The sequence below is a fragment of the Pirellulales bacterium genome, from assembly GCA_036267355.1.
Lineage (GTDB): Bacteria > Planctomycetota > Planctomycetia > Pirellulales > DATAWG01 > DATAWG01.
Genome location: DATAWG010000059.1, coordinates 19,566 through 38,552, shown reverse-complemented (window position 1 = coordinate 38,552; position 18,987 = coordinate 19,566). Strand labels below are relative to the sequence as shown.

General features: G+C 62.1%; 12 protein-coding genes. 5 read left to right on the top strand and 7 right to left on the bottom strand.

Going from position 1 to position 18,987, the window contains the following annotated elements; all coding sequences use genetic code 11:
- The 5 genes from VHX65_09530 to VHX65_09510 form a co-directional block, all read right to left on the bottom strand.
- On the bottom strand, window positions 1-467 hold a 467-nt coding region (locus VHX65_09530), incomplete at its 3' end, for an NTP transferase domain-containing protein (protein HEX3998777.1).
- A gap of 417 nt (window positions 468-884) precedes the next feature.
- The gene (locus VHX65_09525; protein HEX3998776.1) at window positions 885-2,123 is read right to left on the bottom strand and encodes an XdhC family protein; all 1,239 of its coding nucleotides are present in this window, start codon (window positions 2,121-2,123) and stop codon (window positions 885-887) included.
- 50 nt (window positions 2,124-2,173) lie between these two features.
- The gene (locus VHX65_09520; GenBank protein HEX3998775.1) at window positions 2,174-4,438 is read right to left on the bottom strand and encodes a xanthine dehydrogenase family protein molybdopterin-binding subunit; all 2,265 of its coding nucleotides are present in this window, start codon (window positions 4,436-4,438) and stop codon (window positions 2,174-2,176) included.
- Window positions 4,439-4,510: 72 nt separating this feature from the next.
- Window positions 4,511-5,509 (bottom strand): xanthine dehydrogenase family protein subunit M, encoded by a 999-nt coding sequence (locus tag VHX65_09515; GenBank protein HEX3998774.1) that lies wholly within the window; start codon window positions 5,507-5,509, stop codon window positions 4,511-4,513.
- A gap of 46 nt (window positions 5,510-5,555) precedes the next feature.
- On the bottom strand, window positions 5,556-6,188 hold the full coding sequence (locus VHX65_09510) for a 2Fe-2S iron-sulfur cluster-binding protein (protein HEX3998773.1): 633 nt from the start codon (window positions 6,186-6,188) through the stop codon (window positions 5,556-5,558).
- Between the two features lie 683 nt (window positions 6,189-6,871).
- On the opposite strand from VHX65_09510, the gene VHX65_09505 reads away from it, so the two are divergent.
- The 3 genes from VHX65_09505 to VHX65_09495 all read left to right on the top strand — a co-directional run bounded on the left by VHX65_09505 (window position 6,872) and on the right by VHX65_09495 (window position 10,157).
- Window positions 6,872-7,894, top strand: a complete 1,023-nt coding sequence (locus tag VHX65_09505; protein HEX3998772.1) for a ferrochelatase — start codon at window positions 6,872-6,874, stop codon at window positions 7,892-7,894.
- A 275-nt stretch (window positions 7,895-8,169) separates the two neighbouring features.
- Window positions 8,170-8,961, top strand: a complete 792-nt coding sequence (locus tag VHX65_09500; GenBank protein HEX3998771.1) for a tetratricopeptide repeat protein — start codon at window positions 8,170-8,172, stop codon at window positions 8,959-8,961.
- A 491-nt stretch (window positions 8,962-9,452) separates the two neighbouring features.
- Window positions 9,453-10,157, top strand: a complete 705-nt coding sequence (locus VHX65_09495; protein HEX3998770.1) for a hypothetical protein — start codon at window positions 9,453-9,455, stop codon at window positions 10,155-10,157.
- A 260-nt stretch (window positions 10,158-10,417) separates the two neighbouring features.
- On the opposite strand, the gene metH is transcribed toward VHX65_09495, so the two are convergent.
- Window positions 10,418-14,125 (bottom strand): methionine synthase, encoded by a 3,708-nt coding sequence (gene metH, locus VHX65_09490; GenBank protein ID HEX3998769.1) that lies wholly within the window; start codon window positions 14,123-14,125, stop codon window positions 10,418-10,420.
- Window positions 14,126-14,797: 672 nt separating this feature from the next.
- Between metH and VHX65_09485 the strand changes: the two genes are divergently transcribed.
- Window positions 14,798-16,393, top strand: coding sequence for a hypothetical protein (locus VHX65_09485; GenBank protein ID HEX3998768.1), 1,596 nt, complete (start codon window positions 14,798-14,800; stop codon window positions 16,391-16,393).
- 417 nt (window positions 16,394-16,810) lie between these two features.
- A complete protein-coding gene (nrdR, locus tag VHX65_09480; protein HEX3998767.1) occupies window positions 16,811-17,281 on the top strand; it encodes a transcriptional regulator NrdR in 471 nt (156 codons plus the stop codon).
- A 148-nt stretch (window positions 17,282-17,429) separates the two neighbouring features.
- Here nrdR and VHX65_09475 read toward each other — a convergent pair whose 3' ends face one another.
- Window positions 17,430-18,959: a sugar ABC transporter ATP-binding protein gene (locus tag VHX65_09475; GenBank protein ID HEX3998766.1), complete on the bottom strand. Its 1,530-nt coding sequence runs from the start codon at window positions 18,957-18,959 to the stop codon at window positions 17,430-17,432.
- Window positions 18,960-18,987 lie beyond the last annotated feature (28 nt).

Below are 18,987 nucleotides of genomic sequence, written 5' to 3'. Positions count from 1 at the left end.
CCGTGTTTGGTTACGCAGACGTTCAGGCAGTGCGAATCGATCCAGGCGACGCTTAGCAAATGCAAGTCCGTGGCGGTCAGTCGGTATTGATCAACGTGCATCAACAGGAATCCGGCGGCATCACTGGCCATGGCCACCTGTGCCGCCTGGCGGATCGATGCTCCCAGGCCTTCCGCCCAACGCACGTTGATGTGTCGAGCGACAGGCAGATCGGCGATGGTCGCCGCGCATGCATCTGCCCGGCAGCCTAAGATCACCGCGACGGGTCCGATTCCAATTTCGAGTGCGAGTCGGCACTGACGCCGCAGCAAGGTCTCACCGCCCAGCATCACCAATTGCTTCGGCTGGCCGAGGCGTCGCGACGCGCCGGCTGCCAGGACGACCGTCAGTAAACGTCTCTCCGAGCCCCCGCCGCCAAAACCAGGGATGGAAGTCGGGGACGCGGAACATGCAGTTTCGTTGACCATGGCACGCGTTTCAAGTGGCCGACGGCATACGGAGTATGCCTGCTACGTAGTAGGCACACTCCGTGTGCCGGCGGCGATGCCGATTCGCTCACCCTCGCAATTGGACGCCGCTAAAACCTTGCTGCTTGAACCAAGCGCATCGCTCATGCTTGCTCGCGGCCGAAACGCTTGAACAAACGCTTGAACAGATGATGGCACGCGTTTCAAGTGGCCGACGGCATACGGAGTATGCCTGCTACGTAGTAGGCACACTCCGTGTGCCGGCGGCGATGCCGATTCGCTCTCGCTCGCAATTGGACGCCGCTAAAACCTTGCTGCTTGAACCAAGCGCATCGCTCATGCTTGCTCGCGGCCGAAACGCTTGAACAGGATGATGGCACGCGTTTCAAGTGGCCGACGGCATACGGAGTATGCCTGCTACGTAGTAGGCACACTCCGTGTGCCGGCGGCCAAGTCGCATACCTGCTGCCCGGAGTGGGCATGCGCAACGGTACGTGTATCGCTGCGATGTCCCTGGAACTCTCTGCCGCCCTGCAATACGTGCTTCTGCGATAGCTTCGCATCGGTCGGTTGGCACAACGGCACCGGCGTGCGACCGTTCAGTTCGGCGAGGATCTCCGCAACCATCGCCACGGCGATCCCGCCCGGACTGCGATCCCCCAAGTCGAGTCCGATCGGACCACGAAGGCGATTGACAAACTTCTCTGGCAACGTCGTGGCGCCCTCGACATGTTCCAATAGCCAGCGGCGGCGATGTGCTGGCCCCAGCACGCCGACGTAGGCCGCTGGTCGCTCGGCCAATAACGGCAGAATTTCGGCATCATCCACGAGACTGTGTGTCATTAAGACGATGGCCGTTTGGGGTGTGAAAGTAATCGAGCGGAGCGCCGTCCACCAGTCGCTCGCCACGACTTGGTCGGCGTCGGGAAAACGGCCGTGCGTCGCCATTCGCGCCCGCCGATCGGCGACGCATACGTGCCAGCCCAGCGAATGGCCGAGCGAGCATATTGGCCGCGCATCATTGCCGGCGCCTAGAACCACCAATCGCACGATCGGACGGACATAGTGGACCAGAGCGCGGCGGTGCGGCCCGATCGTGCCCTGCATGCTGCGTTTGGCTAGCAGCGCACGTTCGCGCAACAGTTTGATCTGCGGATCAAGATTCGTCGCCTCATTACCTGACATTTCATCGCCGTCGGTCCAGAGACTTCGTTGCACGGCGATCTCGGAGTTCGCCGACGTGTCGATCGTGCATATCGCGGTTGAAGCCTGATCGGCATCGTAGGCAGCGGCGAATCTGCGGAGAAATGCAAGATGGTCCGCTGTGAACCGCTCGATCAGGACATCGATGGATCCCCCGCAGCCAAGGGACGGGGCATCGGAATGATCGGCGTCCGGATCGGCTGCGAAGCTGAGCATGATTGCCGATTTTTGCCGGGCGAGCGCGCGACCGCGACGGGCGATGAATTCCTCCAAGCAGCCGCCGCTGACGCCCCCGGCCAGGAATGCCGACGATGGTCCGCCGATCATCATCGACCCCAGCGGCCGATAGGTCGAGCCATTGGCCGCAAACAACGTGGCCAAGATGGCCGGTTCGGCGGCGGCCTCCAGACGCTCAGCCAGCGAAATCATTTCTTTGAGGTCGTTGCGGATCACGATGAAGCTCACTTGCGATGACCACGACGGGCGGCGATTGCATGGTGTCGTCAGGCGCTCAGCAGATCCTCGATTTTGATCGGCAGGTTGCGCACGCGCACTCCGGTGGCATGATAGACGGCGTTGGCAATGGCCGCCGCGGTGCCGGCCAGGCCGATTTCTCCGATGCCACGCGCTCCCAATTCGTCAAGGTGGAAATCGGGGTAATCGAGAAAGTGGACTTCCAGCTTCGGCACATCGGCGTTGGTGGCGACGATGTAGTCCGCCAGGTTGGCGTTGTACGGCGCGCCGTTTCGCGAATCGTAGGCCGTCGCTTCGAACAGGCACATGCCGATGCCCATGACCACCGCGCCTTCGATCTGATTGCGCCCGGCGAGCGGATTGATGATACGGCCGGCGTCGATCACGGTCACGACGCGGCTGACACGCAACCGCGCGATTTCGGGCTGCCAGGTGACTTCGACAAAATGCGCGCCGTACGAATGGCTGGAAAATTTTGGTTTCTCCTTGCCGCCAAACGTTCCGTCCGACGATCCGACGCCCGACACGGCGTGCAGATTGCCCTGCTTGAGCAACTCCTCGAACGGAACGCCGGCCGACGCCGGTTCATGCTTCTTGTGAACGCGGCCATTGGTAAACGCCAAGTCCGCAGACTTGTGAGCCGCGAATTTGGACTTAGGAACTTTGCGAGCGACCGAGAGCAACGAGTCGATGAGCTTGGCCGCTGCTTCGCTCGTGGCGGGCACCAGCGACGCGGTGGCCATCGAGCCGCCGGACAAGGGCCCCGGCGGCAAGCCTGTGTCGCCCAGCACGACTTCGATCTTTTCGACCGGCAGTCCGAGAAATTTGCTGGCCAATAACGCCAGCACCGTATAGGTTCCTGTGCCGATGTCTTGAGTGGCCGATGCAATCCGCGCCGTGCCGTCGTCGCGCAGCTCGAGGCCGACTTTGGCGTCGAAGCGAGCGGCAATCCAGGTGCAGCCGACCATGCCCCAACCTAAGGTCAGGCCGTTGCGCTTCATCGAGCCTACTTCCGGGGTGCGGCTGGCCCAGCCGAATCTGTCCGCGCCGGTCGTGTAACACTCGGTGATATGCCGCGAGGAAAACGGCAGCTGCTCGCCTTCGTCGATCGTGGGCTCGTTCAGCAAGCGCAATCGAACGGGGTCGATTTTGAGTCGGACGGCCAGTTCGTCCATCGCCGATTCGGTCGCAAACAGCCCCGGCACGGCGCCTGGACCACGCATCGACGTGGGCGTGCCGACATTGCGCCGCGCTAGCGACGACGTGACGCGCAGGTTGGGCACGCTATACATGAATGGCGTGGCCTCGCCGCAATTTTCCTTGTAATCGTCGAGCATCGACGTGTGATTCACCCAGTCTTGGCGCAACGAGGTTAGCTTGCCGTCGGGCGTCGCGCCGATGCGTATTCGCTGCCAGATTTGGGGCCGATGGCCGACACATTCAAACATCATCTGCCGGCTGACGACCAATTTCACCGGCTTACCGAGATTTCTGGCGGCCGCCGCGGTCAGCACGGAATGCGTCCAGGGAAACAGCTTGCCGCCAAAGCCCGAGCCCATGAATTTGCAAATCACGCGGACTTTTTCCGGCTGTACGCCGAGCATTTGGGCGAGGACATTGCGGTGGTTGACAACGCCCTGCGTCGCTTCGTAGATCGTAACGTTCGTGCCGTGCCACGTTGCCACGGTGGAATGCAACTCGATGGGATTGTGCGTTTCAGGAGGCAGCGTGTAGATGGCATCGATCTGAATCGCCGCTTCCTGGAAGCCTCGCTCGGCGTCGCCGCGCTCGCTTTCGACCTTGGGAGGCGTTGCTGATTTGTGCTCGGCGTTGGACTTTTTCTCGGGATTCAGATCCGGATCGACATTCGGCTTTTCTTGTCGATAGGTCGCTTCGACAGCGTCGGCGGCCGCCTTTGCCTGCTCCCATGTGTCGGCGACGGCAAGGGCCACGTATTGGCCGTAATAGCGGATTACGTCGTCCTCCAGCGGCGGACGTGTTTCGTCGACGTGCGCCATGTCGGCGCCGAAGCGATCGCCCGGCGCCACGCGAAATAGTTTGCCGAGGTTCTTGCGATGATAGATCGCTCGCACGCCTGGCATCTTTTCCGCGGCGGCCGTATTCAGCGATTTAATTTCGCCGTTGGCGATCGTCGCACCGACGGGGACGGCATAGAGCATGCCGGCAAAATGAAAATCGGAGGTATACTTCGCAACGCCGGTGACTTTGAGCGGACCATCAACCCGTTGTCGTGGCTTGCCGATCACCGATGGTGCGCCCAAAGTTGCAGTCATGACGATTCTCCGCCGCTACATGCCGCTTTTGCTGGAGGCAATCCCGAGCGTCCTGTCCGAGCCGGCCGAGACCTAGCTTGTCACCGTCTTCAACGCATGCATCAGACAACGCTTGGCCAACTCGATCTTGAAGCCGTTTTCAGTTTGGGGCCTGGCATCGCGCAGCCCGGCGTCGGCGGCTTTCTTAAAGGTCGCCGCATCGGCCGGCTGGCCGACCAGCGCCGCTTCGGCTTCCGGCGAGCGCCAGGGCTTCGTGCCGACTCCGCCCAGCGCCACGCGCGCATGGGCGATTTTTCCGCTCGCCACGCCGATGATCACCGCGGCGGAGGCTAGCGCGAATTCGTACGACGCCCGGTCGCGCAGCTTCAGGTACGACGACTTGGCGCCGGCGACCGGCGGCGGCAATGTGACGTGCGTGACCAGATCACCCGGCTCGAGCACGGTCTCGCGCTGCGGCGTGTTGCCCGGCAGCAGGAAGAATTCGTCGATAGGAATGCTCCGCCGACCTGTGAGGCCGTGAACGTGGATCGTCGCTTCGAGCGCCGTCATCGCCACATTCATGTCCGAGGGATTGGTGGCGATGCAATGTTCGCTCGCGCCTAAAATGGCCAGCGTGCGGTTGGCGCCGCTGATGGCGGAGCAACCCGAGCCGGGCTCGCGCTTATTGCAGGGCGTGACCGTGTCGCGGAAATAAACGCAGCGCGTGCGTTGCAGCAGGTTGCCGGCCGTGGTCGCCATGTTGCGCAATTGGGCCGAGGCGCCGGAGAGCAGGGCTTGCGACAAAACGGTATAGTCGCGCTCGACAATGGCGTGATGCGCCAAGTCCGAATTTCGCGCCGTCGCGCCAATCTTGAGTCCGCCGTCCGGCATGACTTCGATCTTGTCCAAGGATAGGCGATTGACGTCGATCAGATGCGTGGGCCGTTCGACGTTCAATTTCATCAGGTCGATGAGTGTGGTGCCGCCCGCCACGAAGCGCGCGCTGACGGCCTGTTGATCCCGCTTCGATTCGGCCGCAGCGGCGATGGCCGCCGGTTCGTCTTTCACACGGACAAATTCAAAAGCTTGCATGCGTGGTCGCTCCTGAATCAGCGTTGAAAAACTGGACCTGGACGGACTATTTGGCCCGACGCACCTGTTGAATGGCAGCCACGATATTCGGATAAGCGCCGCAGCGACAAATATTGCCCGCCATCGATTCTTTGATATCGGCATCGTCGGGCCCGCAGGGCTCTTTGAGCAATGCGACCGCCGACATGATTTGCCCCGACGTGCAGTAGCCGCACTGGTATCCATCGCATTCGACGAAGGCCTTCTGCATGGGATGCAGGTTGTCCGGCTGGCCAAGGCCTTCGATGGTCGTGATTTGGTCGCCTTCGTGCATCACGGCCAGGCTCAAGCAGGAATTGACTCGCCGGGAATTCACATGGACCGTGCAAGCGCCACATTGGCCATGATCGCAGCCTTTTTTCGTGCCGGTCAGTTGCAGAACTTCGCGAAGGCAATCCAGGAGCGTCGTTCGCGGATCGACTTGCAAGCGATGCTGCTGGCCGTTGACGTGGAGTGTGACGGGAATGGCGCCTTCGATCGCGGCCGTCTTCGCGAAAGCTTCCTTTGACGGCGCGAATTCGCCCGCGCCAATGGCGGCGACGATTCCGGCGGTGCCGGCAGTCGAGAGAAATAGCCGACGGCTGACCCCCGCACCGCTCGGTTCCCCGCGTTGCTCGGGCAAGAACAAATCGTCAGCCATACCAGCCTCCGCTTCTCGTGAATGCCAATGAGCGCTAGCACATAACGTGCCATTCGGGCCCGACGATTTGGCGTTCTCGGCGGTGGTACGGAATGCCAATAGGTCAGCTTTGCAGCCTGACGAGTTGAAGGGGCCGTTCTTTGTCCAAAATCAATTGGCTCGTTGACGGAACCCGATCCACATGCCGACGCCGGCCAAAATCGCGCGCAATAGAGGAAAAGATTTCTGGCGGGCTGCCGGCAAAATCCACGGCTGGTGCAAAAGTGACCGCTCCGCCCAATTTCGAGCCGGAAGGGTAAGCCAGTGGTGCTGCTAACCTTGCCTCAACCGCACTAAGGCTTGGCCGAAAACTAACTTCTCCACAGACCCCTCGCCCCCTTGCGGGAGAGGGCGGGGGTTCGAAAAGCGGAAGGTATTTTTCGGCCGAGCCTTACCCGCCGGGGGAGCGGCGTTCCGCCGGGTGCCACTGCTGGCTTTGCCCGGCCGTTTGGCGCCGCGCGCAAGGCCACGCTGTTGGACAAGCCGGCAATGGCACCCGCAAGAAACATGCGGCCGCCATTCATCGCTTGCCGAGATCGCAAACTGCCTGCATCATAAGATGTGGCACACGGCACCTCGCCGCTTCCGGCCCACTCAGCCCTTCCCCTTTTTCCGCTGCCCACGCGTCTCCGCTTGATCCTTGCATGAACTCGCCTCCCTACGATGCGCTGCTGGTCGTTTCGTTTGGCGGCCCAGAGGGTCCGGATGAAGTCGTGCCATTTTTGGAAAACGTGCTCCGAGGAAAAAATGTGCCTCGCGAGCGGATGCTGGCCGTCGCCGAGCATTACCGGCAATTCGGCGGCAGCAGCCCGATCAATGCCCAGAATCGAGCGTTGATCGCGGCGTTGGAACAAGAATTGGCCGTGCATGGCCCGCGGCTACCGATCTATTTCGGCAATCGCAATTGGCGGCCACTGTTGCCAGATACATTGCGGCAAATGGCCGCCGACGGCATTCGCCGCGCCGCCGCGTTTTTCACTTCCGCCTACAGTTCCTATTCCGGTTGCCGGCAGTATCGCGAAAATATCGCCGCCGCGCAAGCCGAGGTCGGAGCCAGCGCTCCGCAGGTCGAGAAGCTGCGCGTGTTCTTCAATCATCCGGGTTTCATCGAGCCGATGATCGAGCGTGTCGCGGCGGCATTCGAACGCATTCCGGCCGAACGACGAGAATTGGCCGGCCTTGTTTTCACGGCCCATAGCATTCCGCTGGCGATGGCGCAAAGCTGTGCCTACGAATCGCAACTTCGCGAAGCGAGCCGTCTGGTCGCCGAGGCAATCGGCCGCAGCCAGTGGGATGTGGTGTTTCAAAGCCGGAGCGGGCCGCCGAACCAATCCTGGCTCGAGCCCGACATCGGCGCGTGGCTCGAATCGGCCCACGCGCGCGGAATGCGCGGTGTCGTCGTGGCCCCGGTCGGCTTCATTTCGGATCATTTGGAGGTGGTTTACGATCTCGACATTGAAGCGCAACAAAAATCCCGGGAACTTGGCCTGAGCATGCAGCGCGCGGCAACTGTCGGCACACATCCGCGCTTCATCCGCATGATTCGCGAACTGCTCGTCGAGCGAATGACCCCGGGCGCGGAGCGCCCGGCCCTCGGCACATTCGGTCCCAGCCACGACATCTGTCCCCTTGACTGCTGCTTGCCGGGCACGCCCGCGCGGCGCTGATCTGAGGTCGATCGGTCGCCCTCGAACTGGCATCCGTCGATGGAACGAGTGCCGTCGCCCCTGGCCTTCGCTGGCGCGACGATGCCCAATGGGGGGAAGAAGCTTTGCTTGCATGCTGTTCATCGTGAGATAGCATTCCTCGACCGCAGTTTTCTGATCTTGCCCCGGGCCCGGGCGGCGGCTATTCTTCCGCCACTTTTCTCCCTTGCCGGCGCAGCCAATGCGCTGCCGGGCCTTTCGGCCAAGCACGACACGTCGAGTTTGGAGGCTAAAACGTGGACGCGATTCCGACCTTGCCGCGCCCGGCGCAGCGATTGCCGCCGCTCCTTTCGCTCGCGGCCGCGCTGGCGATCGTTGCCACGACGGGCTGCGAATGGGTTTCCCGCTCGCAGAATGTCACCGGCGTCGATCTCTACGAGCAAGGCAATTACGGCGCCGCCATCGAGCAATTTCAACTTGCGGTTCAAAGCGATCCGGGCGATTCCGATAGCTACTACAACCTCGGCGCCACCTACCAACGCCTCGGCAATCTGACGCACAATACCGGCTATTCGCAGCAGGCCGAGCAGTTTTACCGCTTGGCGCTCGACATGAATCCCGACCACGTCGATTGCAATCGCGGCTTGGCGGTGCTGTATGTCGAAGAGAAGCGTCCGACCGAAGCGTTCGCGGTATTGCAAAGCTGGACCGCCCGCAATCCGGCCTCGCCGGAACCACGCATCGAGTTGGCCCGGTTGTATGAAGAATTTGGCAAGCCGGATATCGCGCAGGTGCATTTGCAAGAAGCCCTCGCGCTGCAGCCGAACAATCCGCGGGCGCTGGCGGCCCTCGGAAAGCTCAGGGAAGACGCGGGCGATCGCACTCAGGCGCTCGCGATTTACGAGCGTTCGCTGCAATACAACCAATTTCAGCCGGACGTGCAATCGCGAGTTGCGGCGTTGCAAGGATCAGGCGTGGGGGTGCCCTGGGGCGTTCCGGTGGGAGTGCCGACGCTTGCGCCGGCAGTGCCGCAGAGCGTTCCCCAGATGGCCGCCGTGCCGACCGTGCCCGCCACGCCGATGCGATAGTAGCAGGCACATCCCGTGGGCCGTCTGCGCTGGAAGAGCGCCGCTGGCCTGCCAGTGTGAATAGACAATTGATTCGCCCGGCAGCACTGGCGAAGCCAGTGGCACACGGCGGGAAGATCCAGCTTGCGAAGCCAGCGACGCGGAGTCGGCCGCCAACGTAGCAGGCACACTCCGTGTGCCGTCCGCGGCTGGAAGAGCGCCGCCGGCCCTGCCGGTGTGAATAGGCAATTGATTCGCCCGGCAGCACTGGCGAAGCCAGTGGCACACGGCGGGAAGATCCAGCTTGCAAAGCCAGCGACGCGGAGTCGGCCGCCAACGTAGCAGGCACACTCCGTGTGCCGTCCGCGGCTGGAAGAGCGCCGCCGGCCGTGCCGGTGTGAATAGACAATTGATTCGCCCGGCAGCACTGGCGAAGCCAGTGGCACACGCGCACAAGAGCACGGCCGACGGCACATGGAATGTGCCTGCTACATTCACGAGGAGACTTTCGAGTGCTTCGCATCTTGTCTTTGCTGCGAGAGTGGAAGCATCTGACGCTATTGGCGACGCTGCTGGCGTTGATCTTCGCCCAACCGATCGCACAGCGTGGAACGGCGGGATTGGTCGTGTTCGACCTACTGCTAACCGCCGTTACGGCAGTGATTTTCTTTGTCGTCTTCGAGCGCCGTTCGACAAGGACGGTGGCCTTGCTGCTGGCCGCGCCCATGATTTGCGTTCATTGGTTTGCGCACGCAGTCAGTCCGAACAACACGGTTCTGTTGATCGTCGACCGGGCGGCGGGAGCGCTGTTCCTCGGCTTCGCGGTGACGGTTGTTCTGCGGGGCATCTTTCAGCCCAAACAATTTCGCACCGACGATCTGCTCGGCGTCGTGTGCGGATATTTGCTTACCGGCCTGGCATGGGGCAACGCTTACAATCTGGCCGACGCCATTTCGCCCAACGCCTTTCAAGTGAAAAGCGAGGTGGCCTGGCAGCTGAAAGACCAAACTGCACGGCGGCATTTATTCGACAATTTCAGCTTTGTCACGCTCACCTGCGAGGGCGACGCGAAGGTCGTTCCCATCTCGCAAACCGCGTCGTCGCTGACGTGGCTGGAAGCCGTCTTCGGGCAGTTCTACATGGCCGTCGTCGTCGCCCAATTGGTCGGCCTGAAGCTGAGCCAGGCGGCAGCGAATGCAAACGAGCGCGACGATTGAGAATGACCTTGGTTCCGCTACGCCGCGCTTTTGCGAACCACTCGCTCTCGGTTTTCCGGCGGCTAGCCTGGTCCGCTTATAGTGCTGGGAATTTGAGACACGCTGCGAGATAGCCCGAAGCGTTCGCGGGCATGTCTTAGTCGCTCCCTCGCTTGCGCTTCGGGCTAACCGTGCATGCGCTTCGGGCTAACCGTGCTTGCGCTTCGGGCTATCCTCGCTTACGCTTCGGGCTAGTGTGGCACTTTGAAAAATCATCCGGGCTAGCCGCCGGTCGGTTCGTAGCCCAGATTCGGGGCCAGCCATCGTTCGACCTCGGCGAGCGTCATCCGCTTGCGTTTCGCATACTGCTCGACCTGATCGCGCGTGAGGCGGTCGACCGCGAAATAGCGGCTTTCGGGATGCGCGAAATACAGGCCGCTGACGCTCGCCGCGGGCAGCATGGCGAAGTGCTCGGTGAGATGGATGTCGGCAGATTTCTCGGCTTCTAACAGGTCGAACAGGATTTGCTTCTCGGTGTGATCGGGGCAGGCCGGATAGCCCGGTGCAGGGCGAATGCCTCGATATTTCTCGGCGATCAGATCCAGCGGCGAAAGATGCTCGTCGCGGCCGTAGCCCCAGTCGGCGCGGGCTTGCTGATGCAGAAGTTCGGCAAATGCCTCGGCCAAGCGGTCGGCCAGCGCCTTCGTGGAAATGGCCTGATAATCGTCGTGATCCGTTTCGAACTCGCGAACCAATGCGTCGCAGCCGATGCCGGTGGTGACGGCGAAGGCGCCGAGGTAATCGGCCCGGCCGCTTTCGCGCGGGGCGATGAAATCGGCGAGCGAATAAAACGTCGCTTGGCCCTTGCGCTCCCATTGCTGGCGGAGCGTGTGGAAGCGCGTCAGCTCGGCCGATCGCGATTCGTCGGTGAATAGCACGATGTCGTCGCCTTCGGAATTCGCCGGCCAAAAGCCATACACGCCGCGGGCCGTTAGCCGCCGCTCGCGGAGGATGCGTTGCAACAGTCGCTCGGCATCGTCGAATAGCCGCTTCGCTTCCGCCCCCGCCACGGGATCGGAGAAGATTGCCGGATATTTTCCTTTCATCTCCCAGGCCATGAAATACGGCGACCAATCGATATATTCGGCGATCCGCGCGAGCGGGAAATCGTCGAGCACGCGGCGGCCGAGAAACGCCGGAACGTCGATCCGCACGGTCGCCCAATCGGTCTTGAATCGCCGCTCGAGCGCATCGTGATAGGGCGCCAAACGGACCGACTGCCGCTGGTGATACGACTCGACAAGCTCGGCCTGCAGGCGGCGATTGCGCGTGTCTAGCGCGCGGCGCGAATCGGGATTGAGCAATTGCTCGACGACGCCGGCGGCCCGAGAAGCGTCGGGAACGAAAACGGTTTCATGTCGATACGCCGGGGCGATTTTCACGGCCGTGTGTTTCGCGCTGGTCGTGGCGCCGCCGATCAACAGCGGCACGGAAAACTCGCGGCGCTGCATTTCGCGGGCGACGTGCACCATTTCGTCCAGACTGGGCGTGATCAGCCCGCTGAGGCCGACGATATCGGCCCGCTCGGCGATCGCAGCGTCCAGAATCTTTTCGCAGGGCACCATCACGCCCAGATCGACCACCCGATAGCCGTTGCAGCCGAGCACCACGCCGACGATGTTCTTGCCGATATCGTGCACGTCGCCTTTGACGGTGGCGACGACGATCTTGCCGCGCGGCTTTTCTTCGCCGCCGGCGCGGGCTTTTTCCGCCTCCATGAACGGCAGCAGATAGGCGACGGCTTTCTTCATCACTCGCGCGCTTTTCACCACTTGCGGCAAAAACATCTTGCCGGCCCCGAACAAATCGCCGACCACCTGCATGCCGGCCATGAGCGGGCCTTCGATGATCGACAAGCCGCTCGGATATTTTTGGCGCGCTTCTTCGACGTCGGCGTCGATATGTTCGACGATGCCTTTCACCAGAGCGTGACTCAAGCGTTCTTCGACCGTGCCGCTGCGCCATGCGGATTCGGCTTCCGCCGCGGGACCCCCTTGCCGCTTGTAGCGCTCGGCCAATGCGACGAGCCGTTCGGTTGCATCAGGGCGGCGATCGAATAGCACGTCTTCCACCGCCTCGAGCAATTCGGGCGGAACCTGTTCATAAACGGCCAACTGCCCCGCATTGACGATCCCCATATCCATTCCGGCGCGAATGGCATGGTAGAGAAACGCGGAATGCATCGCCTCGCGCACGACCTCGTTGCCGCGGAAGGAGAACGAGACATTGCTCACGCCGCCGGAGATCTTTACGCCGGGGCAAACATGCTTGATTCGCCGCGTCGCCTCGAAAAAGTTGATCGCGTAGCGATTGTGTTCTTCGATGCCGGTGGCGACCGTGAGAATGTTCGGGTCGAAGATGATGTCGCTCGGCGGCATGCCGACTTGCTCGGTCAGCAGTCGATAAGCCCGATGGCAGATGCTCACCCGGTCGTCGATGCCCGTGGCCTGGCCTTGCTCGTCGAAGGCCATCACCACCACCGCGGCGCCGTAGCGGCGCACCAATCGGGCTTGCTCGAGAAACGATTCTTCGCCGGCTTTAAGGCTGATCGAATTGACGATTCCCTTGCCTTGGACGCACTTCAGCCCGGCCTCGATGACCGACCATTTCGAGCTGTCGACCATGATCGGCACACGGGCGACTTCCGGCTCGGCGGCGATGAGATTCAGAAACCGCGTCATGGCCGCTTCGCCGTCCAACAGGGCTTCATCCATGTTGACGTCGATGACGTTGGCCCCGGCTTCGACCTGTTGCCGGGCGACGGCGACGGCTTCCTCGAATTTGTCGGCGAGGATCAGCCGCGAGAATTTTTTCGAACCGGTGATGTTGGTCCGTTCGCCGATCGTGAGGAAATTGCTTTCCGGACGGATGATGAGCGGTTCGAGGCCGCTGAGGCGGGTAAGGGGTTCGATCGCCGGAATCTTTCGCGGCGCTTTATCCGCCACGGCGGCGGCGATTGCGCGGATATGAGCCGGGGTCGAGCCGCAGCAGCCGCCGACGAAATTCAGCCAGCCGTTGGCGGCGAATTCGCCGAGCGTGCGGGCCATCATCGCCGGCGTTTCGTCGAATTCGCCGAATGCGTTCGGCAAGCCCGCGTTCGGATAACAGCTCACGTAGATCGGCGCGACGTTGGACAGTTCTTCGATAAACGGCCGCAGCTTTTCCGGCCCCAGGGCGCAATTGATGCCGATGCTGAAAAGCTCGGCATGCGAGACCGAAATCCAGCAGGCTTCGACCGTCTGGGCCGAAAGGGTGCGGCCGCCGTCGAACACCGTGAACGACGCCATCACCGGCAGCCGACCGCCGTGGTCGGCAAAATATTTATCGATCGCGAACAGGCACGCTTTGAGCACCAGCGTGTCGAAGGCCGTCTCGGTCAGCAGGAGATCGACGCCGCCGGCGACGAGCGCATCGACCTGCTCGTAGTAGGTCGCCACCATTTGGTCGAATGTGGCCGTGCGATGGGCCGGGTCGGCGACATTGCCGGCAATCGAAAGTTGCTTATTCGTCGGGCCGATCGAACCGGCGACGAACCGCGGCCGATCGGGCGTGCGGCGGGTCATTTCGTCGGCGGCGGCACGGGCCAGTTCGCATCCGGCCAGATTCACTTCGCGCACGTGCGACTCGAGCCCGAAATCGGCCATCGCCACGCTCGTCGAGCCGAACGTGTTCGTCTCGATAATGTCGGCCCCGGCTTCGAGATATTGCCGGTGGATATCGAGAATCGCGTCGGGCTGGGTGATCGACAGCACATCGATCAGGTTTTGCAGATCGCGCGGGTGGGCGGCAAACTGGCGGCCCCGGAAATCGGCTTCTTTGAACTTCCGGGCATGGACCATCGTGCCCATCGCCCCGTCCAAGATCAAAATTCGCTTGGCGAGCGGCTCTTCGAGCCGAGATCGGGATGCGTTTTGCACGGGGGCGGCCATCGAATGAAATATCGCAGAGAAAGAGGCGAGGGGCTAGGGGCGAGTGACGATGGGCAGTTAGCCCGAAGCGCTAGCAAGGATGGAGCGAGGCGGAACTCGGCGGCCAATCCGCCGCGGAGCGGCGGGGTACACCGGCCGCGGCGCAGTCGCGGATGCCCAATTGTAGGTTGGCCAGCAAACGACAACGCCGCTTGCCGCTTCCCGAATGTAAAGCTTTGCGGGTCGGGCAATCTCTGATCGCAAGCGATTCGCAAAACGCGAGTTATGTCGCTTAGCGAAAATCGGCCATCGGCGAAAATCGAGCAGAACTTCAAAGAATTTTTTCGACCGTAACCCAGTCCTGCGATTTCGCTTGCGATATGGCGGGCTTGGTGCGGCTGGATTTCCGATTTGCCCCTCCGCATTTCATCTAGCACATTCATGTGGGCCGATTGTGCGCCCGGCGAAAAAACGCTTTTCGACAGACCGCGAGCACACATATTAGCCTGAAGCGTTGGCGAGGGATTTGTGACAGATGGTGCATCCTCCGCGCGACTTTTCGCTTCGGTCCCCGTATTTTGAGAAATGGCCGGGCCTCAAGTGTCCGCGAGGTGGAACCCGCCAACGCGGCGCGTCCTCGCTAACGCTTCGGGCTAGTGTTGCGGCTTGTGTCCCGGCGGATTGAGGAATCCAATGAAATCGAACATTGCCTTTTGCATTGCGATCATCTGCGGTTGGTTTTCGGCCACCGCCTGTCTGGCCCAGCGCGGCGCATCGTGCTGCCAGGAGTATCGCATCGAATATAAGACCGTCTTCGATGAAGTGCAGCACACCGCCTACCGCATCGAGCAGGAAACGGTTTGCCGGCCCGAGGTGATCACCACCTATCGCCCGGTCTATGAGACGCAGATGCACGAGCGGCGGTTCACCGTCAGCCGGCCCGTGCAAGAAACCGCCGAGCGCGAAGAGCACTACACCGTACAGCGGCCAATCTTCGAAACCCAAATGCGCGATGCCAGCTACGACCGTGTGCGGAATGTGACCGAGATCGTCGAACAGGTGCAACAGTATCAGGTCGCCCGGCCCGTGATGGAAACGCAGGAGCGCGAGAATCGCTACCTGGTTCGCCGGCCGATCATCGAGACTTCGGAGCGCGACGAGTGCTACACGGTTTGCCAGCCGGTGGTCAACTACACGACCCGCTATGTCGATCAGGGCTGCGTTGTCGAGACGCCCGTGTGCGTGCCGGGGCGGCCGAGGTGGCGGCTACGGTGGGAGTCGGGGGGCTGCGGCGTCGATCCGGCGACGGGTTTGCCGACGCCGCATCGGGCCGGCCTGTATTGGGAGCAGGTGCCGGGCCCGTCGCGTGCCGAGGTCGCCCGCAGTTGGCAGCCGAATATCGTGGCCCAGCAGGTGGCGACCACTTCGTATGTGCAGAAGGTGATGACGCGCAAGGTGCCGGTGCAAACGTGCCGCTACGTGGATCAAGAGGTGGTGCAGAAGGTGCCGGTGCAGGTCTGCCGGATGGTTGTCGAAACGCAAGAGCGCCGGGTGCCAATTACGGTCTGCAAGGCGGTGGTCGAGCATGTCGACCAAAAAGTGCCGGTCCAAGTGTGCCGGATGGTGACCGAAGAGCAGGTTCGCAAGGTGCCGGTGGTCACATGCCGGCTGGTGACCGAGGAACACGTCGAGCAGATACCGGTGCAGCAGTGCCGGATGGTGGCCGTGCAAGAAACGGTGCAGGTGCCGCAGGTGATCGAAAAGCGGGTGCCGGTGACCTACACGTGCCGCGTGCCGCGAATGGTCGTGCTAAAGATCCCGGTCGAACCGTGCGGCTGCGCCAGCGGCCTGATGCCCGCTCCGACGACGACGCTCTCGCCGACGATCGATCCGCCGCTGCCGGGCCCGGCCGCAGGGGCGCCATCCGGCTCCATTCCACTAATGTCGCTGCCGACCGGTTCGCTGCCGTCAACTTCGCTGCCGACAACGTCGCTGATGCCGGCTCCGATTTCGTCCAACCAGATGCCACAGTTCACGTCGCCGTCGTATGTGATTCCGTCGAACGGGTTGCCTTTCCGCACACAGCCGACCTACCGAATTCAATCGTCCGCGCCATCTTCAATTGGTTCGACGGTGATCGTGTCGCCCCAACAGCGATCGACCAACAAGCCGCAACTCGGCAGCGACAAACCGCTCCCGGGCCCTGTCGAGGAACGTCCTGCAACGCCAAAATCCGACAACGGCGCAATCCCACCGTCCGCCCCCGCCGCTAAGGGCATGACGACCTAACTCTTCGTAGGCCGTATCTTCTAGGCCTTATCTTCAGTCCTATCGTCTTTCCAACGAACCCAGCGCCTTTTCCAATGTCGTCAGGGGCAACAGCAACGTAAACGGTGTATCGGCGACTCGCACCGCACCGAACGACTCGTACCACTTCGCCGACTGCTCATTCTTAGCGTCGAACAGTAACGCCACCCCGCCTACTTCGGCCGCCGCGAGCAAACACCGGCGACCGGCCGCCAAGATTAGTTGGCCGCCAAGTCCTTGTCGTTGAAGGAACGATTCACCGCGAGGCGTCCGAGCCGAACGACGGGCACGTCGTGCCGACGCCGATCGACAAAACCATCAACAGCGATCTTGGTCTGCTAGCACGGCCGGCCGATTGCGCGCGTTCCCCCCGCTCGCCGCGTCGTGTATAGTTGAACCATGCAATGTCCTTTTTGTCGAATCGACAACGATCGCGTGATCGACTCGCGGGCCAGCCAAGATAGCTTTGCCATCCGGCGGCGGCGCGAATGCTTGGGCTGCAAGCGGCGGTTCACCACCTACGAACGAATCGAAGAACCATCGGTCAAAGTGATCAAGAAAGACGGCGGCCGGGTGCCGTTCGATCGCGAGAAGCTCAAGCAGGGCTTGACCAAAGCCTGTTGGAAACGCCCGGTCAGCGACGACCAGATCGAAGCGGTCGTCACCGCGGTCGAGACCGACGTCTACGACAAATTCGATTCGGAAGTCGAAACCCGCTATCTCGGCGAACTGGTGATGCAGTATCTCCGCAAGCTCGATCAGGTGGCATTCGTCCGCTTTGCGAGCGTGTATCGAGAATTCAAAGACGTGCGCGATTTTGTCGAAGAACTCGAGCCGATTCTGGCCGAGACGCGGCGGAACGCACGCTGACGGACGAGGTGGCTGGCCGCAAGCGGGGCGTCCCAGGCTAACGCTTCGGGCTGCAATCGGCGCATTAGCCCGAAGCGTTAGCGAGGGACGGCCCGACGCACCGGCTTGCTTGCGCTGCGGGCTATCGTGCGGGGCTCCGGCACGCTGGCTACAAGGACGAGTGTTCGCGCTGCGTGGCGGCTTCCATGATGCGCTGCTCGGTGGCTTCGGCGCGGGTGAATTCGGCCGTGATCCGGCCTTCGCAGAGCACCAAAATGCGGTCGCAAAGTGTTAGCAGTTCGGGCAATTCGCTCGAGGTGACGATGATGCCCAGGCCGTCGCGGCACAATCGATCGGCGAGCCGATACAGCTCCGCCTTGGCGCCGACGTCGATGCCGCGCGTCGGATCGTCGAGCAACAGCACTTTCGGCCGGGCCAGGAGCCAGCGGCCGATGATGCATTTCTGCTGATTGCCGCCGCTCAAGCTGGTGATCGCGGAATCGAGGCCGGCCGTTTTCACATTCAATTCAGCGATCGAGCCGGCGGCGATCTGCCGCTCGCGGCCACGGCTGACGATGCCGGCCGCCGCGGCGTCGCGGAGCGTGCAAATCGTGATGTTCTCGCCGACATTCATCTGCGGAAAAATTCCCAGCCGCTTGCGATCTTCCGTCACCAGCGCGATGCCGGCTTGGCATGCTTCCGCCGGATGGCGGAATTTCACGGGTCGGCCGTCGAGCAATATTTCGCCCGACGGCGTTGCCGCAGCCGAGCCGAAGATGCATTCCAAAAGCTCGGTGCGCCCGGCCCCCATCAGGCCCGCGAAGCCGAGAATCTCGCCGCGGCGGAGCGTGAACGAAATATTTTTGAGCCGCCAGCCGCGGGCATGGCCGGGCCAGGGGAGCGAGAGCTTTCGCACTTCCAGCACCGGCGGGCCCGGCTGCCGTCCCTCGCCGAGATGCGTTTCCTGGATCTCGCGGCCGACCATCAGATGCGTAACGTCGCGGGGCGAAATCGCGGCCCGATCCACCGTGCGCACATGCTGCCCATCACGCAAGATGGTGATTCGGTCCGCCAATGCAAACACCTCGTCCATCTTGTGCGAGATGTAGAGGATCGTCACGCCGCGCTCGCGGAGCCGCCGCATGATGCGAAACAGCCGGGCAGTTTCTGTTTCCGTCAGCGCGCTGGTCGGCTCATCCATGATCAGGATTTCCGATTCGAGCGACAGCGCCTTGGCGATTTCGATCAACTGCTGATCGCCGACGCGGAGCGAACCGACCGGCTCGCTGGCCGAGATCTGGCATTCGAGCTGTTCGAGCAGCCCGGCGGCCGACCGCTCCATGCCGCGATCATCGAGCAGGCCGAGCCGATTGTGGCGTTCGCGGCCCAGGAAGATATTCGCGGCGGAGGAAAGCTGTTCGACGAGATTCAGTTCTTGATGAATGATGCTCACGCCGGCCCGTTCGGCATCGCGGGTGCCGGTGAATCGCACCGGCTGGCCGTGGAGCCGCAACTGGCCTTCGAACTCGGGAATCACGCCCGAGATGATTTTCATCAGCGTGCTTTTGCCGGCCCCGTTTTCGCCGACGATGGCGTGGACCTCGCCGCGGCGAATATCGAACGACACATCCGACAAAGCGACCACGCCGGGAAACCGCTTCGTGATGCGATCGATCGAGATGATGATGTCGGCAGCCATCGTGTCAGTTGCAAGGTGTGATTGGTTA

Coding starts and splice junctions, on each gene's coding strand:
- VHX65_09520 (HEX3998775.1), bottom strand. CDS start 4,438: ATGACTGCAACTTTGGGCGCACCATCGGTGATCGGCAAGCCACGACAA.
- VHX65_09515 (HEX3998774.1), bottom strand. CDS start 5,509: ATGCAAGCTTTTGAATTTGTCCGTGTGAAAGACGAACCGGCGGCCATC.
- VHX65_09510 (HEX3998773.1), bottom strand. CDS start 6,188: ATGGCTGACGATTTGTTCTTGCCCGAGCAACGCGGGGAACCGAGCGGT.
- VHX65_09505 (HEX3998772.1), top strand. CDS start 6,872: ATGAACTCGCCTCCCTACGATGCGCTGCTGGTCGTTTCGTTTGGCGGC.
- metH (HEX3998769.1), bottom strand. CDS start 14,125: ATGGCCGCCCCCGTGCAAAACGCATCCCGATCTCGGCTCGAAGAGCCG.
- VHX65_09485 (HEX3998768.1), top strand. CDS start 14,798: ATGAAATCGAACATTGCCTTTTGCATTGCGATCATCTGCGGTTGGTTT.
- nrdR (HEX3998767.1), top strand. CDS start 16,811: ATGCAATGTCCTTTTTGTCGAATCGACAACGATCGCGTGATCGACTCG.
- VHX65_09475 (HEX3998766.1), bottom strand. CDS start 18,959: ATGGCTGCCGACATCATCATCTCGATCGATCGCATCACGAAGCGGTTT.